The following is a 23642-nucleotide window of genomic DNA, read 5'->3' as shown; positions in this document are numbered from 1 at the left end:
GCCGTCGTCGAGGCTGGGCCACCACGGGGACCAGCCTCATCGGCGGGCCGCGGGGAGTGTCGATGAGCCAACTGAGAACCAACGGGCGGCGGGTGCTGGAAGCCCACCTGCAGAACACCAGCATCCGCGCGATCAGCGGGTCCATGGTCGCCTACGACGGGCAGGTGCAGTTCAAGAGCGCCGGCTTCGGCGGCGGCGAGGGCATGATGGCCGGCCTGAAACGCAAGGCCACCGGTGAGTCGCTGTCCCTGATGGAGTGCACCGGGTCCGGGGTGGTCTACTTCGCCCTCGACGCCCAGGACGTCACGCTGGTGGAGCTGAACAACGAGACGCTGCAGGTCGAGTCCCGCCAGCTGCTCGCCCTGGTGGGCCAGCTGCGGATGGACGTGAAGTTCGCCGGCGTCCGGGGCGTCTCCTCCGGGCAGGGGCTGTTCACCACGACGGTGACCGGCACCGGCCAGGTGGCGATCCTGTCGGCCGGTGGCCCGCTGATCGGCCTCGAGGTCTCGCCCCAGTACCCCCTGGTGGTCGATCCCGACGCGTTCGTCGCGGCCCGGGGCCAGCTGAACCAGTCCTTCGTCACCGACGTCTCGTGGGCCTCGGTGATCGGTGAGGGCAGCGGCGAGCCGTTCTCGCTGCGCTGGGACGGCCAGGGCGTGGTCTACATCCAGCCGGCGGAGCGGCCATGACGTTCGAGAAGGTCAACTCCAAGGTCGTCAAGATCAACCTGGCGTCCAGCGGTGACGTGCTGGCCCGCAAGGGCGCGATGCTCTTCTACACCGGCGACGTCCGGTTCATCCCGCACAGCCCGGGTGGCGGAGCCGGCGGCGGCGCGATGGGCGCCATGGGCGGGGTGGTCGGCATGGCCGGGCGCGCCATGGCAGGCGAGCACCAGGTGATGATGGCGGCCACCGGCAACGGCGAGGTCCACTACGGCCGGGCCGGACTGCACGTGACGGTGGTGCCGCTGCAGGGCAACCAGCTGGTGGTCGAGGCCAGCCGGCTGCTGGCCCACACGGCGAACCTGCAATCCGCGGTCGTCCCGCTGGCTTCGGGCGGTTCCGGCGGCGGCGGGCTGCGCGGGATGGTCCGCGGCGCCGTCACCGGCCAGGGCATGTTCACCACCCAGCTTTCCGGCCACGGCGCCGTGGTGCTGCTCAGCCACGGCGGCACCATCGAGCTGCCGGTCCGGCCCGGCGGTGGTGTCTTCGTCGACCCGCAGGCCTACGTGGGGCACCTGGGCAACGTCCAGGTCAAGCTCGCGGCCAAGGTGGGCTGGCGCGACGCCGTAGGCCGGGGCGGCGGAGAGGCCATGCAACTCGAGGTGAGCGGCGACGGCGTCGTCTACGTCCAGGCATCGGAGCAGAAGCTATGACGATCGCAGTGCACAACCCGCACTCGCTGCCCGACAACGACAACGTGCCGGACAACCCGTACGCGTACTCGCTGGAGATCACCAAGCCCTGGTTCATGAGCAAGGGCGCCATGATCGCCTTCTACGGTTCGCTGCAGTTCGTGGCCGTCCGCGGCCGGGGCCTGAGCGGGATGATCTTCCAGATGGTCACCTCCCAGTTCTCCTCGCCGCTGTACGCGCAGGACTGGGTGGTGGCCGAGGGGCACGGCAAGCTGGTGCTGGGAGACCGGGGTTATGAGATCAACTCCTACGACCTGGACGACGGCAACCTCACCATCAGGGCCTCGAACCTGTTGGCCTTCGAGGGGAGCCTGGCACTGCAGCAATCGATCGTGCCGGGCTTCCTGACCCTGGTGGGCACCGGCAAGTTCCTGGCCTCGTCCTCCGGCGCGGTGATGTTCGCCGAACCGCCGCTGCGGGTCGACCCGGACGCGCTGCTGGGCTGGGCGGACTGCCCGAGCCCGAGCCACCGCTACGACGCGGGCTGGATGGCTGGGTTCCTCGGCACGGCGATGGCCATGCTGGGCGCCTCGTCCGGCGAGGAGCGCCAGTTCGACTTCACCGGCAGCGGCACGGTGCTCATCCAGTCGAGCGAGGCGGTGCGCTCCGACCGCGACATCGTGCAGCTGGTGGAGAGCCACCTGCCGCTGGTAGGCCCGGCCGGCCTGCAGCGGCTGCAGCAGTCCATCCAGCAGCGGCTGCAGCAGCAGAGCAACTAGCAGACAGAACAACCGGATCCCGGCATACTCTGCGAACATGACCGGCCATGGCCGCCGTTTCAAGTGGAGCGGTAGAGAGCTCGGCGAGCAGCCGCACAGCGAGGGCAAGCACCGGCGCGACGAGCACCTGCCCGAGTCGGCCAGTGGTGCACTGGCAATTGACGCGCTGTCGCTGGCCGCAGCGGTGGTTTCTGCTTACCTCGCTATCCGGTTTGACCTCGCATTCCGGAGAAGCAGCGGCAGCGCCGTCGCCGTGCGCTATGCGCTGACCGGCGGATGGGCCGTAGGCGCGGCATTCGCCGTCTGGCACCGCCTGCGCGCGCGGCGAGCGATCCTGGCCGATCCGTGGGGTTACCTGGCCAGGGCGGCCCGGGCCAGGGCGGCGGCGATGAGGCGCCGCGGTAGGCTTCCCGGCTTTCCTGCCGGCCGGTCTGGCACGGCGGAGTCGGCAGCGGGCGCCAGCATCCTCGAGGCCTTCACCAAGCGCCGCGCCGCCGCGACCGACCAGCAGCCTCCGCGGTCCCGCATTGTCTACGGAGACCGGTCTGCGCTCAACCTGGGCCGCTATCTAGTTGTGACCGTGATCACGATCGGATTGTGCACGACGTTCTTCTTCGACTCATCGATCGACCCGACGAACTTGGCCTGGTCGATAGTGGGCGTTGGCTTCGCATTCATCATGTTCCTGGGAGCCCTTGCTTTCTGGCAGCGCCACACGCGAGACGCCCCTGCGGCAGCCGGGCGGGGAGCGGAACGGCTGGCCGCGGACAGCGCCACCGGTTCGAGCGCGCCGATAAGCCTGAGCAAGCCGGAAAGGCCCAGCGAGCCGGAGAGTCCCAGTGAGCCGATAAGCCCCAGTAAGCCGGAGAGCCTCAGCTAGAAGGGCGCGAACAGGCCCACCGGGCAGCTGACCCCGGTGGCCAGCACCGGGCAGTAACCGTACGGATTCTTGGCCAGGTACTGCTGGTGGTAGTCCTCGGCGTAGTAGAAGTCGCCCAGCGGCGCGATCTCGGTGGTGATCGCCCCGTACCCGGCATTGGCCAGCCGCTTGCCGAACGCCTCGGCCGCGGCCTCTGCCTGGGCCCGCTGCTCCTCGCTGGTGTAGTAGACCGCCGAGCGGTACTGGCTGCCGATGTCGCCGCCCTGGCGCATGCCCTGGGTCGGGTCGTGGTTCTCGAAGAAGATGCTCAGCAACTCGGCGTAGCTGATCGCCGCCGGGTCGAAGATCACCCGGACCACCTCGGCATGTCCGGTCCGGCCGGTGCAGGTCTCCTCATAGGTGGGGTGCGGGGTGTAACCGCCTGCGTAGCCGACCGCGGTGGACCAGACTGTCTCGCGCTGCCAGAAGTCCTTCTCTGCACCCCAGAAGCAGCCCATCCCGAAGACGGCGGTGTGCAGGCCGTCATGCTCGAACGGCTCGCGTATCCGGCGGCCGGTGACGTAGTGGGTCTCGGGGACGCTGAAGGGGTACTCCGAGCGGCCGCGGAGCGCGTTCTCCGCAGTGACCAGATGGGTCTTCGGGTGCAGGAAGCTCATGTCTCTAAGGCTACGTCGGCCCGGCAACCGACGCGTACTCTGAAAATATGACGGAGTGGGGAATTGACACCCTTTTCAATCCAGGCAAGCGCCACATGGATGAGGAGAAGCGCCGGCTGCAGTCAACCCGCGAAGAGGTCGGCGATTCCTCCGGTGGACGCCGGATCGATCTGGAGTCCGGCACCGTGACGATCTCGCGCCGTCCCAAGGATCGGCCCGCGGCGGCCGACGAGGATGCCGAAGCAGCCGACGCCGACGAGACCGCCGGCACCGAAGCGGCCGACACCGAGAACGCGCCTGAAGCGAACGGCGCCGAGGAGACCGCCGCCGACGAGGCCGCCGCCGAAGCGGACCGGTCAGCCGCCGCGGAGTAGCCGAGCCGGGCGTTACCTGGCGACGCCCACCACGTGCCGGGAGGAGCCCGGTGTGGCGGCAGCTGCGGCCGTCCGGGTCGGATCGCAGTAACCGAGCACGGCGTTCACGCTCGAGCGGCCGAAGCCGGCTCCGGAGTCGCCCGCGCCGAACACGCCAGGGCCCCCTGACCCGGACGGTCCCAGCCGGCTGGCCAGGAACGCCTCCGCGACGGCGGAACTGCCCGGCTCGCCGGCGGTTCCGGCGGCCCGCACCAGCAACCCGGCCTGCAGCGTGCGGGCCAGCAGCCCCGCCACGCCGCGCGCCGACCGGGCGTCGGCCTCCGGGTCGGCACCCAGGCCAGCCAGTCGCTTGCCGAGCTCGTCCACCGCGGCGTCCAGGCGGGCGTCGGCGCCGGCCGACAGCGCCAGCTCGTCCTGCAGGGCTTGCACCGATTCCGGCTCGCGGCTGACCGCGCGCACCACGTCCAGGGCGATGACGTTGCCCGACCCCTCCCAGATGGAGTTCAGCGGCGACTCGCGGAAGTACCTGGGCAGCGGCGACTCCTCGACGTAGCCGGCGCCGCCGAGGCACTCCAGGGCCTCACCGACCACTGCCGGGGTGCGCTTGCACACCCAGAACTTGGCCGCCGCCACCGCCAGCCGCAGCAGTGGCGCCTCGGCACGGTCCACCGCCGAGGCCAGTCGCAGGAACAGCGCCGCGGCGGCCTGCACCTCGACCGCGAGATCGGCCACCACCTCCTGCATCAGCGGTTGGCCGGACAGCCGCGCGCCGAAGGCGTCCCGGCCGTCGATGTGGTGCATGGCCTGGGTCAGGGCGGCCCGCTGCACCGCGGCCGAGCCGATCACGCAGTCCAGCCGGGTCATGCTGACCATCTCGATGATGGTGCGCACGCCGCGGCCCTCGGCGCCCACCAGCCAGCCGGTGGTCGAGTCGAACTCCACCTCCGACGAGGCGTTGGAACGGTTGCCGAGCTTGTCCTTCAACCGCTGCAGGGCGAAGGTGTTGCGGCTGCCGTCGGGCAGGACCCGCGGCACCACGAAGCAACTCAAGCCCGCCTCTGCCTGCGCCAGCACCAGGAACAGGTCACACATCGGGGCCGAGCAGAACCACTTGTGGCCGGTGATGGAGTAGCTGCCGTCGGGGTTCGGCACCGCCCGGGTGGTGTTGGCCCGGACGTCGGAGCCGCCCTGCTTCTCCGTCATCGCCATCCCGGCCAGCAGCCCGGACTTGGCGCCGGGTGCCCGCAATCCGGGGTCGTAGCTCAGGCTGGTCAGGCCGGGCTCGTACCCGGCAGCCAGCGCCGGGCTGTGCCGCAGCGCCGGCAGCACGGCGTAGGTCATCGAGATCGGGCAGCCATGCCCCTGCTCGACCTGCCCCCAGACGTAGAAGCCGGCGGCCCGGACCAGGTGGGCGTTCGGGCTGGGATCCGCCCAGGGCGCGGCGTGCAACCCGTTGCTGACGGCGACGTCCATCAACTGGTGCCAGGACGGGTGGAACTCGACCTCGTCGACCCGGTTGCCGTACCGGTCGTGACTGCGCAGCACCGGGGGATAGAGGTTGGCCAGCCGGGCCCAGTCCTGGGCCTCCGGACTGCCCGCGAGCTGCCCCAGCCGGCTGAGCCGGGCCAGCTGGCCGGTGTCGGCACCCGCCCCCGACAGCGCCGCGGTGAGCGAGCGGTCGTCGGCGAACAGGTTGACACCTGACCAGGGGGTCGGGACGTTGACAACTTCGTGGGTGGGCACGGAGCCGAGGTTACCCGTCAGTAGCAGCGCCGTCACCGCGCTCTGATGCGGTGGATCAGCTGTCCGAGGATCCGAGCGTGACCTCGACCTGGGTGCTCTTGCCGTCACGGACATAGGTGATCTTGATCTGCTGGCCCGGCGCGTGGTTGCGGACCGCCGCGATCAGCGAGTCCGCGGTGGTCACCCGCTGCCCGTCGATCGAGGTGATGATGTCGCCGGTCTTCATTCCGGCCTTGGACGCGCCGCCGCCGGCGGTCACCGAGCGCAGCGGCACGCCTGGCTGGGACTGCGTGGTGCTCTGGTTGCCACCGACCTGGACGCCGAGCACGGCGTGGGTGGCCTTGCCGGTGGCGATCAGCTCACTGGCGATCCGGCTGGCCTCGTCGGCCGGGATCGCGAAGCCGATGCCGATGTTGCCGGCCTGCTGCGCCGGCTGACCCGGGATCTGCAGGCCGCCACCGGAGCCGTCACTGGCGATGGCGGCGTTGATTCCCACCACCGAGCCGTTCAGGTCGACCAGTGGCCCGCCGGAGTTGCCGGGATTGATCGCCGCGTCGGTCTGGACCGCCTCGAACACCGCCTGGTCGTTGTCGCCGGCTCGAACCGGCCGTGCCACGTTGCTGACGATGCCGCTGGTGACGGTGTCGGACAGGCCCAGCGGTGCGCCGACCGCCACCACGGTCTGGCCGACGCTCAGCGAGCTGGACTTGGCGAAGGTGGCGGCGGGCAGGTTGTCGATGCCGTCGACCTTGATCACGGCCAGGTCGTCGGAGGTGTCCCTGCCGACGATCTTGCCGGCGGCCGTCCGCCCGTCGGCCAGGGTCACCTCGATGGTGCCGGTGCCGCTGCCGATCGAGACGACGTGGTCATTGGTGAGGATGTAACCGTCCTGCCGGATGACCACGCCGGAGCCGGTGCCCGACTGTTGCGCTCCGCTGACCTGGATGGTCACCACGCTCGGGCGGATCTTGGCCGCCGCCGCGCCGATCGTGCCGTCCAGCTGCGCGGCCGGGGCCCCGGTGGCATTGGTGATCCGCAGCCCGGTGTTCACCGAGTTGCCGTTGTCGTGCTCGGCCACCGCGACCACCCCGCCGCCCACGCCGCCGCCGACCAGGGCGGCGAGCAACGCGGTGATCAGCAGCGTCCGGCTGCGCGGGCGCTTGCCGGCTGGTCCGGCCGCGGAACCGGCGTCACCGCTGGACGGGCCTTCCAGGATCGGCAGGTGCTGGGTGTGCTGCACCGGCTGGTAGCCCTGCTGGCCCGGGTAGCCCTGCTGGCCCTGCTGGCCCGGGTAGCCCTGCTGGTCCGGGTAGCCCTGCTGGTCCGGGTAGCCCTGCCGGGCATAGTCCCCGGCGTACGGCGCGTGCGGCTGGAAGGCCGGCGCAGGCGGGTAGCCGCTGGTACCCGGCTGGGCTGGTGGCGGATACCAACCCTGCTGGTAGCCGCCCCGCTGCTCGGCATGCTCGCCCGTGGCAGGTGGTGGCGGGTATTCGTTCGAAGTCATGCCTTAACTCTGATTCCCGTCGCTGTGCGGTGGCTGTGAGAGGCTACAGCCTGCGGTATGACGGGCTTGACGGCGCTCGGCTCAGCCGGGGTGCGGAGCCCGTGCCGGCAGCGGCAGTCCCACCTGGTCACGGCCGCCCCGCTTGGCTACGTAGAGCGCGCTGTCGGCCTGCTCGATCAGCTCGGTGATGACCTGGCCGTGCTGGGGATAGGCGGCCATTCCGATCGAGGCGGTGAGCCGGATCCGCTCGCCCGTGCTCGCGCCGTTGATGACCAGGCCCCGGATCCGGCTCAAGGTGCGTTCGGCGACCTGCCAGGCCTCGTCGAGACCGATGTCGTCGAGGAACACCACGAACTCCTCGCCACCGAACCGGGCCACGGCGTCATATCCGCGCAGCTCCCGCTTGAGGGCGTCACCGATCGCCTTGAGCACGGCATCGCCGGCCAGGTGGCCCACCGTGTCGTTGACCCGCTTGAAGTGGTCGAGGTCCAGCAGCAGGACCGCACAGGGTGAGCCGTCGCGCTGAGCGCGCAGCAACTCTCGCTGCGACAGCTCCTGCCAGGCTGCCGCGTTCAGCAGGCCGGTCTTGGAGTCGGTGGTCGCCGCGACCTCCAGCTGGGAGACCAGCGAGCTGCGCTGCAGCAGGATCATCAGGATCAGCACGGCCGGGGTCAGCCAAGCCAGCCGCAGGCTGACCTCGGCAGTCATCATGCCGAGCACCAGGGTCGCCACCTCCAGCCCCACCTCTTCCTTGGCCGGCAGCAGCTCGGTGAGCGGCGGCCCGCCCGAGGCGAGGTAGATCACCCCGATGACCAGCGAGGTGTTGATCAGGAACAGGACCAGCGCCGACGCCGTGACCGCCACCGCGGTCAGCGCACCCGGCGGAAGCTCGGTGACCCGGGGCTGGATCGCGGTGACCACCACCTTGGCAGCCAGCGTCGCGACGACCACGGTGGCGCCGGTGTAGGCGAGGCGGTAGGCGACTGCCTTCTGCTGCCGCCGGCGCATCGCCGCGACTCCGAAGACGGCCCACACCAGGACCGCGCTGTAGCCGATCGGCAGGATCAGCACCCCGGCGAACGCCCACACCGAATGCAGCCCGACCAGTACCGCGCCACCGAGGAAGCGGCGCATCCGCTGCATCTGATGGGTTATCTCGGAGTAGGCGACGCTGAGCAGCAGCAGGACCGCCAGCCGGGTCGTCGCGGACACCGTCAGGCAGTCGGCGCAGCTGGTGACCAGGCTGAGCACGGTGGTGGCCACCGCGACGAACTCGACGCCGATGATCAGGCCCAGCGCGCCAGGCGGCATCGACCACAGCCGCCAGCCGCGAATCGTCCGCAGCCGGCCGTGTGCCAGCCTGTCGGCCGGGTCGAGGCTTGAGGCAGCCATGGCGTCGATGGAGCTCCGACCGTTTGCAGAGGAGTGGATGGAGGGTTCGCGGCGACGAGCGGTTTCGGGCGGCGAAGAAGGACTAAACGCGGCTCAGTACTCGAAGTATGCATGAAAATTGCCCGGTATTTGTCACGATGCCGTCACCGTAAGCAACCGACAGTATTCACGGTGTGATTTGGTACTTCTCAGAATATGCAAAACCATCTCAGAAGGACGAGAATGTACCAGCGGTACCCTCAGGACGCTCCACGATCCTGAGATCGCAACGCACGCGGGGTGCGCCTCGCTCGCGTGCGCAAGCAGCTGAACCAACAGCTGACAAGGGAGGTGGCTTACCGTGCTGCACTTCGAATGGAACTAATCTTCACCTACCGGTAACCATCCACCACCCTCTCTATGAGCGCCAGGCGCCGCGGTAGCCGGACCGTGTCGTCTGTGCCGGTCTGACGCGGAAGGGTGCTCATGACACCTACCAGCTGGGTGACGGCAACCGACGGTGTGAAGCTCGCGGTGTATGAAGCCGGTGATCCGGGTGCTGCCACGGTCGTCGCGATTCATGGCTATCCCGATAACGCCTCGGTCTGGAACGGCGTCATCGAGCTGTTGCGCGACCGGTTCCACGTGGTCAGTTACGACGTCAGGGGCGCCGGCCAGTCAGCTGCACCTGGCAGTCGGGACGGTTACCGCCTCGATCAGCTCGAAGCCGACGTCAATTCGGTGATCGAGGCGGTCAGCCCGGACCGCCCGGTGCATCTGCTGGCCCACGACTGGGGATCGATCCAGGGCTGGCACTGCGTCACCAGTGACCGGTTGCAGGGCCGGATCGCCAGCTACACCTCGATCTCGGGACCAGGCCTGGACCACGCTGCCCGGTGGCTGCGCTCCAAGCTGCGGCCGTCCCGGCGCGACCTGGCGACGCTGTTGCGGCAGCTGGGCCACTCCTACTACCTGCTGATCTTCCAGCTTCCGGCACTGCCCGAGCTGGGCTGGCGCACCGGCATCTTCGACCGGCTGCTGGGCGGGCGGTCGAAGACCGACGAGCGCACCCTGGCCGACAAGATCAACGGCCTGGAGCTGTACCGGGCCAACCGCCGGCCGCGCCGGTCATCGTCGGCGGTGGCCCGCACCGACATTCCGATCCAGGTGCTCGCGCCGACCGGCGACCCGTTCGTCGGCCAGCCACTGCAGACCGAGGCGCCCGTGCCCTACACCAGCAACCTGCGGATCCACTCGGTGCCCGGCGGGCACTGGATCATGCAGCGTCAGCCGGAGGTGGTCGCCCAGGCTTGTGCCGACCTCGTCGAGGAGGTCGAGCGCGGCGGCCGCACAGACAAGGATTGACACGGGCTTACCCGGGCTGACGCGGGATCCGGCCAGAGAGGTGCGGCGCCGGGCCGGTGCGCGTCGCGGGGGGATTTGACGTAGGTCACGGCGGCGGCGCCGCACACCTGTCCAACGGGTGTGCCGAGATTTTCGTGCCCCGTTACCAGCACTGGTACCAGCTGCCGGCCGTGACGTTGCAGAGGTTGCCTCACTTTCTAAATCGGGAACAGGTCGGTACGGTCGGGGCATCGGCTCAAACCGGTAGCCGAGCGACCTGCGCCGACGCAGCGACCGCGCGGCACCGCCGAACCCGGTGACTCAGGGTTTGCGAGCATTCCCGCGGCCTGGATTCGAGTGCGTCACCGTGAGCCAACATCGAAGGATGTGCAGCCATGTCGATCGATTCTTCCCCAGCCGCACGCCAGCGGACTTCGTACACGATCCCTGGTATCTCCCAGGGAGTCGCCGACGACCTGGTGGCCCTGCTGCAGGAGCGGCTGCACGCGCTGAACGACCTCGCGCTGACCCTCAAGCACATCCACTGGAACGTGGTCGGCACCCACTTCATCGCGGTACACACCATGCTCGACCCGCAGGTCGACGCGGTCCGGGAGATGGTGGACGACACCGCCGAGCGGATCGCCGCCCTGGGCGGCTCGCCGATCGGCACCCCGGGTGCGCTGGCCGCCGGTCGCAGCTGGGACGACTACTCACTCGGACGGGCGACCGCGCTGGAGCACCTGGCCGCCCTGGACCTGGTGTACTCCGGCGTCATCGAGAGCCACCGCAAGGCCATCGAGGCCACCGACGAGCTCGATCCGGTCAGCCAGGACATGCTCATCGGCCAGGCCAGGCAGCTGGAGCAGTTCCAGTGGTTCGTACGGGCGCACCTGGAGTCCGCCGACGGCCGGCTGAGCACCAGTGGAGCCCAGACCGAGCTGCAGGCCGCCGAGACGGCACCGGCCGACTCCGCGCAGGAAGCCGGCTCTTCGCAGGAAGCCGGCTCTTCGCAGGAAGCGGCCTCGGCATGACAGACCCGATCGCTCCCAGCCCGACGGTGCCCCCGATCGAGCCCGGCCCCACGGTGCCGCCGATCGCGCCGGAGCCGACCCCGACCGAGCCCAGCCCGTCGCCTACCCCGCCGATTCCGTCCCCGGTGCCGAGTCCGGAGCCAGGCCCGCCGGCGCCTGCTCCCGGACCGCCTGCTCCCGGGCCACTCGACCCGGGCCCGCCGGGGCCTGGCCCGGCACCGATGCCCGATCCGGTCGGTCCGGGCCTAGCCGGCTAACGCGCGCCGAGGGCTCAGCCTTCGGGCATCCGCACCGACATCACGACGTAGCGGAAACCGGGGATGACCTCGCCGTTCTCATCGGCCGGCAGCATCATCACCGGCTTGTGGGTCGAGACGAAGGACAGGATCACGTTCGGCGAGCCGACCGCGCCCAGGCCGTCGAGCATGAACTGCGGGTTGATCGCGATCTTGAGCGGCTCGCCCTCGAGCGCGGCCTCGGTGGCCTCCCGTGCCCGGGCCGACCCGAGCCCGCCTGCCTCGATCACCAGCTCGTCCGGGTTGACCTGCAGCCGCAGCGGATTGCCGCGGTCGGTGACCAGCGCGATGCGGTGCACCACATCGGTCAGATCCTTGGTCGCCAGCGAGAGCCGGCTGTTGTGGCTGGTCGGGAAGATCGCCCGGACGTTGGGGTAGGGCCCGGACATGATCCGCGAGGTGGTCTGGCGCGACTGCGACCCCAGTCCGACCAGGGACTGGTCGGTGGCGACCGGATCCAGGTGCAGCTGGACGTCACCGCCGGCAGCGCCGAGCGCCCGGGCGGTGTCCGACAGTGCCTTGGCGGGGATCAGCGCGCTCATCTCGACGTCGGGGCGCTCGGGCTGCCAGGCGAGTTCGGTCATCGCCAACCGGTACCGGTCGGTCGCCGACATGGTGATCCGGTCGCCGGCCATCTCGACCTGCACGCCGGTGAGCATCGGCAGGGTCTCGTCCCGGCCGGCGGCGATCGTCACCCGGCTGACCGCGGTGGCGAACTCGGCGGCCTTGATGGTGCCGGCCAGCTCCGGCATCGGCGGCAGCCGCGGGTAGTCCTCCAACGGCAGGGTGGGAAGCGTGAACTGGGCGCCGCCGCAGGTCAGCTCGACGCTGTCGCCGACGAGCTCGACGTCCACCGGCTTGGCCGGCAGCGCCTTGGTGATCTCGGCCAGCAGCCGGCCGGCGACCACCGCCGAGCCCTCCTCGAAGAGCTGGATGTCCAGGTCGCAGCGGGTGGAGACCTCGTAGTCGAAGCCCGACAGCTGCAACTGGCCGTCCCGGGCCTGCAGCAGCAGGCCGGCCAGGACCGGTACCGGCAGTCGGGTAGGGATGCTGCGCGCGGTCCAGGCGACGGCCTCGGCGAACTCCTGCCGCTGTAGTCGAAACTTCATCCGTGGCCTCCTAGGCACTCAACGCAAGTCTGCACCGCGGCACATCGATAGATGGGGGTCAGGGCATGGTAATCCAACCGGCCCCGGCTGCCGGACCGCCGGGCACAGCCGCGGACCACTAAGGTGAAGGGCGGTGCGCCGGGAAGTCTGGTCGGCAACGGATCTGTCCTGCCCGTCTGTCCCCCGCCAGGCTGTTCAGCGGCCTGCTCAGCCTCGGAGCGTCATGTCTGACACCTATCCCTTCGCGCGCCTGGTGCTGCTGGTGGCCGCCGCCGGCCTGCTGGCGCTGCTGTCCAACCGGTTGACCGAGCGGATCCGGATCCCGGCGCCGCTGCTGGTGCTGGTGGCCGCCGCGGTCGCGGTGAAGGCGATTCCCGATCTCCACCACCCGCCGGAGCGGCTGGTGGAGCGGCTGGTCACCCTCGCCCTGATCTGCATCCTGTTCGACGGCGGCCTGCACCTGGGCTGGTCGAAGTTCCGGGCCGCGGCAGGCCCGATCGTTGCCGTCGGTGTGCTGGGTACCTTCCTCACCACCGCGGCGGCCGCGGCGTTCCTGCACTGGGCGTTCGGGCTGAGCTGGTTCCTGGCGTTGCTGGTGGCGACCGCGATCTCACCCACCGATCCGGCGGTGGTGTTCTCGGTGCTGGGCCGGCGGGAGGTCACCGGGCGCAGTGGCACCATCCTGGAAGGGGAGTCCGGGGCCAACGACCCGGTCGGCATCGCGCTGATGGCAAGCCTGATCACGGCCGGCGGGCTCAGCGCCGGCGCCTTCGGGCAGATCGCCGGCGAGTTCGTGCTGCAGATGGGTGTCGGTGCGGTGGTCGGCGTCCTCGGCGGCCGGGCGCTGCTGTGGTTCATGCGGGCTGTGCCGCTGCCCAGCGAGGGCCTCTACCCGCTGCGGACCGCGGCCAGCGCGCTGATCCTGTTCGGGATCGCCGGCCTGGCGCACGGCTCCGGCTTCCTCGCGGTCTTCGTCGCAGGCATCCTGATCGGCGACGAGCGCGCGCCGTACAAGCGCGAGATCGAGCGGTTCCACTCGGCACTGGCCAGCCTCGGTGAGATCGTCGCCTTCGTCGTGCTGGGGCTGGCGGTGGACCTGGCCGTGCTCACCCGCGCGGACGTGCTGGTCCCGGGCCTGATCACCGGGATCGTGCTGGCCCTGGTGATCCGGCCGGTGCTCGTCGGGCTCTGCCTGACGCCTGCGGGGCTGGCCGGCAACGAGCGCAACTTCGTGCTGTTCGCCGGCCTGAAGGGCGCGGTGCCGATCCTGCTCGGCAGCTTCATCCTGGCCGCCCACGTCCCGGACGCCGAACGGCTCTACGGCATCGTCGTCGTGGTGGTGGTGCTGTCGGTGCTGCTGCAGGGCAGCCTGGTCCCGACCGTGGCGCGGTTGCTGCGGCTGCCGATGCGCGAGGTCGAGCCCGAGCCGTGGGCGATCGGAGTGCGGCTGCGCAACGAGCCGGAGGGGGTGCACCGGTTCACGGTGACCGCCGGCGCGCCCGCGGACGGGCATCGGATCGACGAGCTGCACGCCCTGCCCGAGGACGCCTGGATCAGCCTGGTGGTGCGCGAGAACCGGTTGCTGCCGGTTCGCGGCAGCAGCAGCCTGCGGGCCGGCGACGAGGTGCTGGTGCTGGCCGACCCCGACCTGCACCAGCAACTGGTGGCCACCTTCAGCGGCTGAGCCTGGTGCTGTCGTGTGGAAGCCGCGCGGCAGTGTCGGGGCGCGGCAGATTGCTGAGGGTCGGGCTTGCTGCCATGATCACGTCGGCTTGGGGGAGCTCTCCGGCTATGGCCCTAACCAGGGGGGACAGATGAGTTTCGCAGCTGCCATTCGAAGCGTCTTCAGCAAGTACGTCACGTTCTCCGGACGAGCTCGCCGCTCGGAGTTCTGGTGGTTCGCGCTGTTCTCGGTGATCGTCTCCGTCGTGGCGGCGATCATCGACTCGGCGATGGGCAGTTCCGTGGTCGAGGCCATCGTCGGGCTGGCGCTGCTGCTTCCGTCGCTGGCGGTGACGGTGCGCCGGCTGCACGACACCGGCCGGTCGGGCTGGTGGATCCTGATCGGCCTCATCCCGCTGATCGGGGCGATCGTGCTGCTGGTGTTCGAGGTCAAGGACAGCCAGCCCGGGGAGAACAAGTACGGACCGTCGCCGAAGACCCCCGGCGCGGACCCGGCCTGGCCGGCGCAGCCCGGGCAGCCGGCGAACCCGTACGGCGGCTCCGTCTGATCGCTCGCCGTCTGATCGCTCGCCGTCTGATCGCTCGCCGCGGCCGGGTGCGCCGGCCGGTGCTGCTTGGATGAGCGGATGGAGGTCAGGCCCTGCTCCGAGCACGATCTCGAGCGGCTGCGCAGGCAATGGCCGACCGTCGATGATGTCGCCGGTTCGCACTACGGGGAGCAGCACGGCGCGGCGGCGACGTTTCTGGTGTGCTGGGAAGGCGATGAGCCGCTGGGGTGGGCGCTCGTCCAGTGGCGCGGGTGCCTGGGCGAGAACGCCCGGGCCGCCTTTGCCCAGTGTGTCGAGGTGAACCACCTGCAGGTGCGTGCGGAGCATCGAGGACACGGTGCCGGTACGGCGATCCTCGCCGCGGCCGAGCAGCGGGTGCGCGACCGCGGCGGCGATCAGGTCGCCGTCAGTGTCGAGGTCGCCAACACTGACGCCGCTCGGCTGTATCAGCGGCTGGGCTACCGGCCGACCGGCGTTCTCGACGTCTGCTCCTACAGCTGGTTCGACGAGCAGGGCAGCCGGCACGAGGAGGTCGAGTCCTCCGAGTTGCTCCTCAAGCGCCTCTGACGCTGTCGATCAGCTGGCCGGTCACCGGCCGGTGGGCGTCGGGAACCGGTGCGCACACCGTCGGGTAGGTCACGAACGGCAGGTTGCGCGGCGCCGTCAGGGCGCGGAAGCCGGCGTCGTGTGCGGCCTCCCACGATGCCGCCGAGTCCCACTCCACGACATTCACGAAGCCGAAGGGCGCGTCGTCGTGGGTCCGCCGGTGCAGCCGGTGCCAGCGGTAGCCGGGCTTGGTCACCATGTAGTCGTTGACCCGCTTCCATGCCTCGAAGGCGGCGTCCTGGCGGTCCGGCGAGAACTGCAGGCAGTTGATGAAGATGATCGGTGAGTCGGTCCCGGCGGCGGTGAAGGGTGGTGCCGGCCGGTCGTTGACGTGGAAGGCCTGGTAACTGCCGGACAGCGCGGTGACCGGGCCGCCGGCGATGGTGCGCGCCGCGTCGAGGGCGGCCGCACCGTCGTCGAATTCGGCGACTTCCAGGTAACCGAAGCGGGTCCCGGGAGCGACGGCCCGGAAGAGCTGCTGGGTCCTCGCGGCGGTTGTGGCCAGCGGCGGCTCGGAGTCGTTCGGGATCTCGTAGCAGCTGATGACGGTGGGCATGACGGTCTTCTTCCTCCGGTACGTAGGTTAACGGACGGTGTGGGCGAGCTGGACTGCTCGGCTGGACCGGTGGCGGCGGCGAGGCGATCCGGTACGGAGTGCCGCAGCCGGCGTGGCGTGCGCGTCGGCGTGATCGTCAAGTGGATAGACGACGGCGCCTGCCATGGTGGTGAGCACCATCAGCGAGGGCTCCGCGGAACCCTCGGCTGCGGGCCTGACCGTGGCGGTGACACCCAGCAGACGCACCCAACGGGGGATACCCGCGAGGTCGTGATCGGAACGGGGTGCATGTTTCACCATGACGGGGACCTTTCTGCGATGCCGCTGGAGGCGGCCTGGCCAGTATGTATCTCGCTCTGCAATGAGTGCACTAGTGTGCAGTTGATACATCGTGTAGTAGCGTGAGCGCGCGAGGATGCGTTGTCAAGACCGCGACGCGGAAGCCCGGAGGCGAAGGAGTTCGCAGATGACCACCGCCGCACCGGGACGTGCCGCGCAGCGCCGGCGTACCCGCCGTGCCATCGTCGAGGCGACGATGGCCCTGCTCGGTGAGGGTGCCGAGCCGTCGGTCAACGACATCGCCGCGCGCGCCGACGTGTCGCGCCGCACGATCTACCTGCACTTTCCGACGCTGGACCAACTGGTTCTCGACGCCACGGCAGGCCTGATGACCGAGGACGTCGACGCGGCGCTGGCGCGGGTGGATTCGGAGGATCCGCGCGAGCGGGTGAGGGTGCTGGTCGGTGAGGTCTACCGCTCGATGGAGAGATCGCTGCCGTTGGGGCGCAAGCTCATCAAGCTCACGGTGGACGCGCCGCCGCCCGCCGCGGACCTGCCGCGCCGCGGTTACCGGCGGATCGGCTGGCTGGAGTGGGTGCTCGAGCCGGCCCGATCCCGGCTGACCAGCCAGCAAGGGGACGACCTGGTGTCCAGCCTGGCGCTTGTCATCGGCTGGGAAGCGTTCATCGTGTTGCTGGACGTCCGTGGGTTGAGCCCCGACGCGGCGCGGGAACTCACCCTGCGGACCGCGCTCGTCCTGCTCGACGCCGCACTGCCCGCCGAGCAGGACTGACTATCCAGCTCTCCAGCTACCCAGCCGCGCGGGCCGGCTCAGTCGTCAGTCGGGGTTCGTGGCCAGCGCCTGCAGCTGGCTGTAGCTGCCGTTGAACTGGTCCTGGCCGCCGGGGAACAGCCCGGAGGAGGCGCTCTGCCAGATCGTCCAGGTCGCGGTGCCGGCCGGGATCGAGGTCGGCGGGGTGCTGGTGTAGCCGGCGATCCAGAACGGGTTGGTGGCGGCGAACGCGCTGGAGTTGGCGGTGCAGGTGTTCCACCAGCTGAAGGTGGTGTAGATCATCGGGTACTTGCTGGTCCTGGTGTGGATGTCGTCGGAGAAGGCCTTGATCCAGTTGACCATCGAGGCCGCCGACAGCCCGTAGCAGGTGGAGCTGGCGCCGGGCTGCAGCGCCAGCGCGGGCGGCAGCGTCCGGCCGTCGCCGGACCAGCCGCCACCGTGGGCGAGCAGGTAGTCGGCCTGGGTGGTGCCGCTGGAGGTGTCGGGGTGGGCGTAGTGGTAGGCGCCGCGGATCATGCCGATGTTGTAGGAGCCGTTGTACTGCTGGGCGAAGTAGGGGTTGGTGTAGGTGGTGCCTTCGGTCGCCTTGGCGTAGGCGAACCGGGCGCCGTTGTTGTAGGCGGTCTGCCAGTCGACGTTGCCCTGGGCGCTGAAGACGTCCATGCCTTGGGAGAGCAGCCCCCGGTTCTGCTTGGCGGTCAGGACCCGCATCGCTGAGGCGTCGACCTTGGACTTGAACGTCGCGTCGGTGTTCGCCTTCTGCAGCACGGCGTTGTACATCGCGGGCAGGATGGCCGGGTCGTTCATCAGCGCCATGTCACCGCCGGCGTTGAAGAAGTTGATCGCCCGGTCGGCCACCGGCCAGGGCGACACCTGGGCCGCGCCGAGGCTGTCGCTGATGATGACGCCGGTGAAGCCGAGGTCCCCGCGCACCATGCCGGTCACGATGGTGGAGGAGAACGCCGCCGGGTTCGCCGCGTCGATCTTGGAGTAGTAGGCGGTGGACATCATCAGGAACGGCACGCCGGCGTTCACCGCATTGGCGAACGGGGTGAGGTAGGGATCCGTGCGGGTCGTCTGGGAGTCGGTCACACCGGTGCTGACGTCGGGGTTCGCCGTGACCCGGCCGAGGCCCGGAAAGTGCTTGACGGTGGCATCGATGCCGGCGTCGGCCATGCCTGCCGCGAACGCGTTGCCCTTGGTGGAGACGGTGGTGGGGTCATAGCCGTACTCACGCTGGTAGTAGCCGATCGGCTTGTTCTGGGGGGCGAAGGCGGCACTGGGAACGGTGTCCAGCACCGGCGCGAGGTTGACGTTGACCCCGGCGGCCTTCAGTTGCGAGCCCCAGACCTTGGCGTCGGCCCGCAGCGTGCTGGTGGCGTAGCCGCCCTGGGTGAGTGCGGCCGGGATGCTGGAGAACCCGGTGCCCTGCAGTACCTGGACCTGGCCGCCCTCCTGGTCGGTGGAGATGAACAGCGGCACCCCGGCCGTCGCGGCGGCGGTGGCCTTGGACTGCAGCGACGCGCTCACCGACGCCGTCGCCGCGACTCCGGCGGTGCTGCGGCCGGTGAGGATCACGTTGCCGACGTGGTAGGTCTGGATGTCGGTGACGGTCTGGCTGCTGAGGCTGGTTGCCGGGGTGCCCACCATGAACAGCTGACCCACCCGCTGGGCCTCGGTCATGGATCTGAAGGCGGCGCTGGCGCTGTTGGGATTCACGGCACCCGCCGTCACGGCGGTGCCGGCGGGTGCCGCTCCGGATGCCGCGGCCGGTCCCGTCGCCGCCACCCCGGCACCGATCATGCCGGCCAGCAGCCCGGTGCTGGCCAGCGCAACCGTGACGGGCCGGGCTCGCCGGTGGCGTGGGGCACGGTGGACAGGGCGGGACAGCGGCATGGGTTCTCCTTGGGGAAGGGCACTCTGCTGCCCAATATGGACATACACCTAGTCCTGGTCAAATCGTGGACTACGGTGCCGGTCGCGGGGCCGATCAGCCGGGTCCAGACACCGGTGACCCATCAGCTGCTGCGAAGATCGACGGATGCCCGGGCCTGACGCTGCGATGATCTCGGTGCGCGGGGCGCGGGTGCACAACCTGCGCGACGTCGACGTCGACATCCCGCGCGACGCGCTGGTCGTGGTGACCGGCGTCTCGGGATCGGGCAAGTCGTCGCTGGCGTTCGGAACGGTGTACGCCGAGGCGCAATCCCGCTACCTGGAATCGGTCGCGCCGTACGCGCGCAGGCTGATCGACCAGCTCGTCGCTCCGGAGGTTCGCGAGATCACCGGGCTGCCGCCGGCCGTCGCGCTGCAGCAGGCACGCGGCGCACCGCAGTCGCGGTCGACGCTCGGCACGATCAGCGCGCTGTCGAATTCGCTGCGCATGCTCTTCTCCCGGGCCGGGAACTATCCCGCCGGCGCCGGCCGGCTGGACTCCGACGCGTTCTCGGCCAACACCCCGGCCGGTGCCTGCCCGCACTGTCACGGCCTGGGCCGGGTGCACGAGGTCACCGAGGCATCGCTGGTGCCCGATCCGGGTTTGTCCATACGGGACAAGGCGATCGCGGCCTGGCCCGGCGCGTGGCAGGGCAAGAACTACCGCGACATCCTCGCCACCCTCGGCTACGACATCGACCGGCCGTGGTGTGAGCTTCCGCAGGCCGAGCGCGACTGGATCCTGTTCACCGACGAGCAGCCCGTCGTCACCGTCCACGCCGAGCGGGAGGCGCACCGGATCCAACGGCCGTACCAGGGCACGTACCAGAGTGCCCGGCGCTACGTCCTGCACACCCTGGCCACCTCGCAGAGCGCAACGCTGCGCAGGAAGGCCCTGCAGCACGTCGAGGTGCGTCCCTGCCCGGTCTGCGGCGGCGCCGGGTTGCGGCCCGAGGCGTTGGCCGTCACGGTTGCCGGCGCGAGCATCGCCGAGCTCACCGCGCTGCCGCTGACGATGCTCGCGGCTCGCCTGGGCACGGTCGGACACGGCGAGGTCGCCCGCGGCATCGTGGCCGACCTGCTGGGCCGGATCGAGGTGCTCACCGAACTCGGCCTCGGCTACCTCGCGATGAATCGCGCGACCCCGACCCTGTCCTCGGGTGAGCTGCAACGGCTGCGGCTGGCGACGGCGCTGCGGTCGAGCCTGTTCGGCGTGGTCTATGTCCTGGACGAGCCGTCGGCCGGGCTGCATCCCGACGACACCGCCACCCTGCTGGCCGTGCTGGACCGGCTGCGCGCGGCCGGCAACTCGCTGCTCGTCGTCGAGCACGAGCTGGACGTGATCCGGCACGCCGACTGGCTGATCGACGTCGGCCCGGGCGCGGGGACGCACGGCGGCCGGGTGCTCTACAGCGGGCCACCCGCTGGACTGGCGGCGGCGGCGGCGGACTCGGCGACGGCTCGCTACCTGGCCGAGCCGGTGCGGCCGGTGAATCACGGCCGGACGCCTGGCGGGTTTCTCCAGCTGCGCGGGGTGCGGCACCACAACCTCGACGGCGTCGATGTCGACATACCGCTCGGGGTGTTCACCGCCGTCACCGGGGTGTCCGGCTCGGGCAAGACCACGCTCGTCACCGCGGCGCTGGCCACTGCCGTGGCCGATCACCTGGGCGGGCTCGGCGACGGCGGGCTTGGCGACGGCGGGCTTGGCGGCGGCGGGCGTGGCGACGGCGGCCTCGGCGCCGGCTCAGCCACCGAGGATGAGGAGCGCGACGACGATCGCGCTGAGGGCACCATCAGCCGGGTCAGCGGGCTGGACGCGATCGACCGGCTGGTCGAGGTGGACCAGAAGCCGATCGGGCGCACGCCGAGGTCGAACCTGGCCACTTACACCGGCCTGTTCGACGGAGTGCGCAAGCTGTTCGCGGCGACCGGGGAGGCCCGGCGGCGCGGCTACTCGGTGGGCCGGTTCTCCTTCAACGTCGAGGGCGGCCGGTGCCCGCACTGCCAGGGTGAGGGTTTCGTCGCGGTGGAGCTGCTGTTCCTGCCGGGCACGTACTCGCCGTGCCCGGTCTGCCATGGCGCGCGGTACAACGCCGAAACCCTCGAGGTGCGCTACCGCGACAGGTCGATCGCCGACGTCCTCGCGCTCACCGTGGACGCCGCTACCGAGTTCTTCGCCGACGTGCCGGCAATCGCGCGCAGCCTCAGCACCCTCGCCGAGGTCGGTCTGGGCTACCTGACCCTGGGCCAGCCGGCCACTGAGCTTTCCGGCGGCGAGGCGCAGCGGATCAAGCTGGCCACCGAGCTGCAGCGGGCGCGGCGCGGTCACACCCTCTTCCTGCTGGACGAACCGACCACCGGGCTGCATCCTGCCGACGTCGACCGGCTGATGGGGCTGCTGCACTCACTGGTCGACGCGCGCAACACGGTGGTGGTCATCGAGCACGACATGGACGTCGTGGCCGGCGCTGACCACGTGATCGATCTCGGGCCGGGCGGTGGGGATCAGGGCGGCCGGATCGTGGCGACCGGCACCCCGGCCGAGGTGGCTCGCAGCGAGACGAGCCGTACCGCTCCTTACCTGCGAGCGGTGCTCGACCGCTCGTGATCGCAGGCCGTGGGATGGCGTGCTCGCTGGACTGGTGCCTCAGGTCCGCTACCGCAGCTGGGCGAACCGCTCGGCGGACGCTGTCCGGCCGGCCACGATGACGGTGTCGCCCTCGTCGAGCACGGTGTCGGCGGTGGCGTAGGTGAAGCCCTCGCCCTTGCGGTGCACTGCCACGATGGTGACGTCATGGCGGGCCCGCATGCCGGTGTCACCGAGACGCCTGCCGACCAGCTCGACCGGCGTCACCGTCTTGACCATCGCGAAGTCGTCCTCGAACTGGATGTAGTCCAGCATCGCCCCCCGCACCAGGTGGGCCACCCGCCGGCCCATGTCGTGCTCGGGGTAGACCACGTGGTGGACGCCGATCTGGTCGAGAATCCGCCCGTGCGGCTCGCTGATCGCCTTGGCCCATACGTTGGGCACCTTGAAGTTGACCAGCAGCGACCCGGTCAGGATGCTGGCCTCGATATCGGTGCCGATCCCCACCACCGCCCGGTCGAACTCGTGCACGCCGAGCTGGCGCAGCGCTTCCTCCTTGGTGGAGTCGGCGCGGACCACCTGGGTCAGCCGGCCGTTGAGTGACTGGACGATGTCCTCGTCGCCGTCGATTCCCAGCACCTCGGTGCCGGCGGCCATCAGCTCGAGTGCCAGGGCGGTGCCGAACCGGCCGAGGCCGATGACCGCGACCGAGTCTGCCGCCGCCAGCCGGGAGCCGGCGGCCGACTTGCCGAGCCAGGAGGTCCTAGCCAATGATGGGTCGCTCCTTCGGGAGTTCGTACATCCTGGTGGTGCGCCGCAGCGCCAGCCCGGATGCGAGGATGACCGGTCCGACCCTACCCAGGAACATCAGCACCACCAGGATGAGCTGACCGGCGAGGGGCAGGTCGGGGGTGATCCCGGTGCTCATCCCTGCCGTCGTGAACGCAGCCATGACCTCGAACAAGACCTGGTCGAGGGTGAACCCGGTCATGATCAGCAGCGCCAGGGTCGCCATCACCACCACCGCGACCGAGACCAGGGCGACGGTGATCGCCTGGCGGTGCACCGAGCGCGGCAGCCGCTTGCCCAGGGCGTTGACCGCGCCGTCGCCACGCAGCTCGGTGTAGATGATGAAGAACAGCACCGCGAAGGTGGTGACCTTCAGGCCGCCGGCGGTGCCCGCCGGCCCGCCGCCGATGAACATCAGTACGTCCATGCCCAGCCAGGTCGCGGGATCCAGCGCGCCGATGTCGACGCTGTTGAAACCGGCGGTGCGGGTCATGGCCGACAGGAAGAACCCGGCCAGCAGCCGGCCGCCGGGGCTCAGCTTGCCCAGCGTGTCGTCGTTGCTCCACTCCATCGCGGTGACGAAGACGGCCCCGCTGACCAGCAGGACGGCCGTGGCGGCCAGCACCAGCCGGGTGTTGAGCGTCCAGAATCGCGGATGGGGGAGGTCCCTGCGCAGCTGTATCAGCACCGGGAAGCCGAGACCGCCGGCTATCGAGGCCAAGGCGACCGGCAGGCAGACCCAGGGGTCGGCGACGAATCCCATCAGGTTGTCGTCGAACAGGGAGAAGCCGGCGTTGTTGAACGCCGACACCCCGTGGAACACCCCGAGCCAGAGCGCCCGAGGGGCCCGCTCGTCATAGCCGAAGTAGAACCGGGCGGTCAGGGCGAGGGCGGTCACCGCCTCGAACGCCAGGGTGATGCGAACGACGTTGACGAGCACCCTGCGGACGTCGCCGATGCCGATGCTGCGGGATTCGGCAGCCGCGGTGATGCGGGTGCGCAGGCCCATCCGCCGTGACACCAGCACGCCCAGCAGCGAGGCCAGCGTCATGATCCCGAAGCCGCCGATGGTGATCAGGACAAGGATCACCACGTGGCCGAAGGGGCTCCAGTGCGTTGCGGTGTTGACGATCAGGTGTCCGGTCAGGCAGACCGCCGAGGTGGCGGTGAACATCGCCTCGAACAAGCTGGCGCGCCCCGGTCCGGTGGTAGCCACGGGAAGCGAAAGCAGCACGGTGCCGGCCGCCGCGGCTGCGGCGAAGGACAGGATGATGACCTGGGACGGGCCCTGTGGCCCGTGCGCGCGCCGCCGGGTGGCAGGCTCGGCCGGGCTCCGGACGCTCATCCGCCGATGCTACCGACCGGCGGCGATACAGTCTCATTGTCAGACATCCGCCAGCGTCCACCTCCCGCACCGAG

Annotated in this window: 21 protein-coding genes; 12 read left to right on the top strand and 9 right to left on the bottom strand. The window is 70.1% G+C overall.

Annotated features, from left to right (window positions below; all coding sequences use genetic code 11):
* The first annotated feature begins 62 nt into the window (after positions 1-62).
* Genes VF542_RS19985 through VF542_RS19970 form a run of 4 tightly spaced genes read left to right on the top strand, consistent with a single transcriptional unit; the run spans position 63 to position 3013 of the window.
* On the top strand, positions 63-689 hold the full coding sequence (locus VF542_RS19985) for an AIM24 family protein (RefSeq protein ID WP_408653451.1): 627 nt from the start codon (positions 63-65) through the stop codon (positions 687-689).
* Positions 686-1375 carry an AIM24 family protein gene (locus VF542_RS19980; protein WP_408653450.1) on the top strand — a complete coding sequence of 230 codons (690 nt, stop codon included), beginning with the start codon at positions 686-688 and terminating at the stop codon, positions 1373-1375. Before VF542_RS19985 ends, VF542_RS19980 begins: the two co-directional genes overlap by 4 nt.
* Complete coding sequence (locus tag VF542_RS19975; RefSeq protein WP_408653449.1) at positions 1372-2133, top strand: AIM24 family protein; 762 nt, start codon at positions 1372-1374, stop codon at positions 2131-2133. The genes VF542_RS19980 and VF542_RS19975 overlap by 4 nt, the downstream gene beginning before the upstream one ends.
* A 37-nt stretch (positions 2134-2170) precedes the next feature.
* A complete protein-coding gene (locus VF542_RS19970) occupies positions 2171-3013 on the top strand; it encodes a hypothetical protein (RefSeq protein WP_408653448.1) in 843 nt (280 codons plus the stop codon).
* On the opposite strand, the gene msrA is transcribed toward VF542_RS19970, so the two are convergent.
* Positions 3010-3669 carry a peptide-methionine (S)-S-oxide reductase MsrA gene (msrA, locus tag VF542_RS19965; protein WP_408653447.1) on the bottom strand — a complete coding sequence of 220 codons (660 nt, stop codon included), beginning with the start codon at positions 3667-3669 and terminating at the stop codon, positions 3010-3012. The genes VF542_RS19970 and msrA overlap by 4 nt on opposite strands.
* Positions 3670-3716: 47 nt before the next feature.
* Between msrA and VF542_RS19960 the strand changes: the two genes are divergently transcribed.
* Positions 3717-4043: a DUF6191 domain-containing protein gene (locus VF542_RS19960; protein ID WP_408653446.1), complete on the top strand. Its 327-nt coding sequence runs from the start codon at positions 3717-3719 to the stop codon at positions 4041-4043.
* Positions 4044-4055: 12 nt separating this feature from the next.
* On the opposite strand, the gene VF542_RS19955 is transcribed toward VF542_RS19960, so the two are convergent.
* From VF542_RS19955 to VF542_RS19945, 3 genes are all read right to left on the bottom strand, one after another.
* A complete protein-coding gene (locus VF542_RS19955) occupies positions 4056-5786 on the bottom strand; it encodes an acyl-CoA dehydrogenase family protein (RefSeq protein ID WP_408653445.1) in 1731 nt (576 codons plus the stop codon).
* Between the two features lie 55 nt (positions 5787-5841).
* On the bottom strand, positions 5842-7290 hold the full coding sequence (locus VF542_RS19950) for a trypsin-like peptidase domain-containing protein (protein ID WP_408653444.1): 1449 nt from the start codon (positions 7288-7290) through the stop codon (positions 5842-5844).
* Positions 7291-7371: 81 nt separating this feature from the next.
* The gene (locus VF542_RS19945) at positions 7372-8682 is read right to left on the bottom strand and encodes a GGDEF domain-containing protein (RefSeq protein ID WP_408653443.1); all 1311 of its coding nucleotides are present in this window, start codon (positions 8680-8682) and stop codon (positions 7372-7374) included.
* A 465-nt stretch (positions 8683-9147) separates the two neighbouring features.
* Between VF542_RS19945 and VF542_RS19940 the strand changes: the two genes are divergently transcribed.
* Both VF542_RS19940 and VF542_RS19935 read left to right on the top strand, forming a co-directional pair.
* Entirely contained in the window at positions 9148-10026 is an 879-nt protein-coding gene (locus VF542_RS19940; protein ID WP_408653442.1) for an alpha/beta fold hydrolase, read from the top strand.
* A 374-nt stretch (positions 10027-10400) separates the two neighbouring features.
* Positions 10401-11039: a Dps family protein gene (locus VF542_RS19935; RefSeq protein ID WP_408653441.1), complete on the top strand. Its 639-nt coding sequence runs from the start codon at positions 10401-10403 to the stop codon at positions 11037-11039.
* 271 nt (positions 11040-11310) lie between these two features.
* Here VF542_RS19935 and dnaN read toward each other — a convergent pair whose 3' ends face one another.
* Positions 11311-12444, bottom strand: a complete 1134-nt coding sequence (dnaN, locus tag VF542_RS19930; RefSeq protein ID WP_408653440.1) for a DNA polymerase III subunit beta — start codon at positions 12442-12444, stop codon at positions 11311-11313.
* A 223-nt stretch (positions 12445-12667) separates the two neighbouring features.
* Between dnaN and VF542_RS19925 the strand changes: the two genes are divergently transcribed.
* The 3 genes from VF542_RS19925 to VF542_RS19915 all read left to right on the top strand — a co-directional run bounded on the left by VF542_RS19925 (position 12668) and on the right by VF542_RS19915 (position 15242).
* Positions 12668-14128 carry a cation:proton antiporter gene (locus VF542_RS19925; protein ID WP_408653439.1) on the top strand — a complete coding sequence of 487 codons (1461 nt, stop codon included), beginning with the start codon at positions 12668-12670 and terminating at the stop codon, positions 14126-14128.
* A 130-nt stretch (positions 14129-14258) separates the two neighbouring features.
* Positions 14259-14675, top strand: a complete 417-nt coding sequence (locus tag VF542_RS19920) for a DUF805 domain-containing protein (protein WP_408653438.1) — start codon at positions 14259-14261, stop codon at positions 14673-14675.
* A 78-nt stretch (positions 14676-14753) separates the two neighbouring features.
* The gene (locus tag VF542_RS19915; protein WP_408653437.1) at positions 14754-15242 is read left to right on the top strand and encodes a GNAT family N-acetyltransferase; all 489 of its coding nucleotides are present in this window, start codon (positions 14754-14756) and stop codon (positions 15240-15242) included.
* Here VF542_RS19915 and VF542_RS19910 read toward each other — a convergent pair.
* A complete protein-coding gene (locus tag VF542_RS19910; RefSeq protein ID WP_408653436.1) occupies positions 15229-15837 on the bottom strand; it encodes an antibiotic biosynthesis monooxygenase family protein in 609 nt (202 codons plus the stop codon). The two genes, VF542_RS19915 and VF542_RS19910, sit on opposite strands and share 14 nt — an antisense overlap.
* A gap of 466 nt (positions 15838-16303) precedes the next feature.
* On the opposite strand from VF542_RS19910, the gene VF542_RS19905 reads away from it, so the two are divergent.
* Positions 16304-16909: a TetR/AcrR family transcriptional regulator gene (locus tag VF542_RS19905; protein WP_408653435.1), complete on the top strand. Its 606-nt coding sequence runs from the start codon at positions 16304-16306 to the stop codon at positions 16907-16909.
* A gap of 45 nt (positions 16910-16954) precedes the next feature.
* Here the strand turns inward: VF542_RS19905 and VF542_RS19900 are convergent, their stop codons facing one another.
* Positions 16955-18805 carry a glycoside hydrolase family 3 N-terminal domain-containing protein gene (locus VF542_RS19900; RefSeq protein WP_408653434.1) on the bottom strand — a complete coding sequence of 617 codons (1851 nt, stop codon included), beginning with the start codon at positions 18803-18805 and terminating at the stop codon, positions 16955-16957.
* 145 nt (positions 18806-18950) lie between these two features.
* Between VF542_RS19900 and VF542_RS19895 the strand changes: the two genes are divergently transcribed.
* On the top strand, positions 18951-21455 hold the full coding sequence (locus tag VF542_RS19895) for an ABC transporter (protein WP_408653433.1): 2505 nt from the start codon (positions 18951-18953) through the stop codon (positions 21453-21455).
* A 48-nt stretch (positions 21456-21503) separates the two neighbouring features.
* Here VF542_RS19895 and VF542_RS19890 read toward each other — a convergent pair whose 3' ends face one another.
* On the bottom strand, positions 21504-22160 hold the full coding sequence (locus VF542_RS19890) for a potassium channel family protein (protein WP_408653458.1): 657 nt from the start codon (positions 22158-22160) through the stop codon (positions 21504-21506).
* A gap of 37 nt (positions 22161-22197) precedes the next feature.
* Positions 22198-23568, bottom strand: coding sequence for a TrkH family potassium uptake protein (locus VF542_RS19885; protein WP_408653432.1), 1371 nt, complete (start codon positions 23566-23568; stop codon positions 22198-22200).
* Positions 23569-23642 lie beyond the last annotated feature (74 nt).

Origin of the sequence: Jatrophihabitans sp., assembly GCF_036389215.1 — a bacterium.
In the GTDB taxonomy this organism is placed as follows: Bacteria; Actinomycetota; Actinomycetes; order Mycobacteriales; family Jatrophihabitantaceae; genus Jatrophihabitans_A.
This window is presented reverse-complemented; position numbering and strand designations above follow the sequence as displayed.

Bases quoted from the DNA above. Each gene is read 5' to 3' on its own strand.
- VF542_RS19985 (WP_408653451.1), top strand. From the start codon at position 63: ATGAGCCAACTGAGAACCAACGGGCGGCGGGTGCTGGAAGCCCACCTG.
- VF542_RS19980 (WP_408653450.1), top strand. From the start codon at position 686: ATGACGTTCGAGAAGGTCAACTCCAAGGTCGTCAAGATCAACCTGGCG.
- VF542_RS19975 (WP_408653449.1), top strand. From the start codon at position 1,372: ATGACGATCGCAGTGCACAACCCGCACTCGCTGCCCGACAACGACAAC.
- VF542_RS19970 (WP_408653448.1), top strand. From the start codon at position 2,171: ATGACCGGCCATGGCCGCCGTTTCAAGTGGAGCGGTAGAGAGCTCGGC.
- msrA (WP_408653447.1), bottom strand. From the start codon at position 3,669: ATGAGCTTCCTGCACCCGAAGACCCATCTGGTCACTGCGGAGAACGCG.
- VF542_RS19960 (WP_408653446.1), top strand. From the start codon at position 3,717: ATGACGGAGTGGGGAATTGACACCCTTTTCAATCCAGGCAAGCGCCAC.
- VF542_RS19950 (WP_408653444.1), bottom strand. From the start codon at position 7,290: ATGACTTCGAACGAATACCCGCCACCACCTGCCACGGGCGAGCATGCC.
- VF542_RS19945 (WP_408653443.1), bottom strand. From the start codon at position 8,682: ATGGCTGCCTCAAGCCTCGACCCGGCCGACAGGCTGGCACACGGCCGG.
- VF542_RS19940 (WP_408653442.1), top strand. From the start codon at position 9,148: ATGACACCTACCAGCTGGGTGACGGCAACCGACGGTGTGAAGCTCGCG.
- VF542_RS19935 (WP_408653441.1), top strand. From the start codon at position 10,401: ATGTCGATCGATTCTTCCCCAGCCGCACGCCAGCGGACTTCGTACACG.
- dnaN (WP_408653440.1), bottom strand. From the start codon at position 12,444: ATGAAGTTTCGACTACAGCGGCAGGAGTTCGCCGAGGCCGTCGCCTGG.
- VF542_RS19925 (WP_408653439.1), top strand. From the start codon at position 12,668: ATGTCTGACACCTATCCCTTCGCGCGCCTGGTGCTGCTGGTGGCCGCC.
- VF542_RS19920 (WP_408653438.1), top strand. From the start codon at position 14,259: ATGAGTTTCGCAGCTGCCATTCGAAGCGTCTTCAGCAAGTACGTCACG.
- VF542_RS19915 (WP_408653437.1), top strand. From the start codon at position 14,754: ATGGAGGTCAGGCCCTGCTCCGAGCACGATCTCGAGCGGCTGCGCAGG.
- VF542_RS19910 (WP_408653436.1), bottom strand. From the start codon at position 15,837: ATGCCCACCGTCATCAGCTGCTACGAGATCCCGAACGACTCCGAGCCG.
- VF542_RS19905 (WP_408653435.1), top strand. From the start codon at position 16,304: ATGACCACCGCCGCACCGGGACGTGCCGCGCAGCGCCGGCGTACCCGC.
- VF542_RS19900 (WP_408653434.1), bottom strand. From the start codon at position 18,805: ATGCCGCTGTCCCGCCCTGTCCACCGTGCCCCACGCCACCGGCGAGCC.
- VF542_RS19895 (WP_408653433.1), top strand. From the start codon at position 18,951: ATGCCCGGGCCTGACGCTGCGATGATCTCGGTGCGCGGGGCGCGGGTG.
- VF542_RS19885 (WP_408653432.1), bottom strand. From the start codon at position 23,568: ATGAGCGTCCGGAGCCCGGCCGAGCCTGCCACCCGGCGGCGCGCGCAC.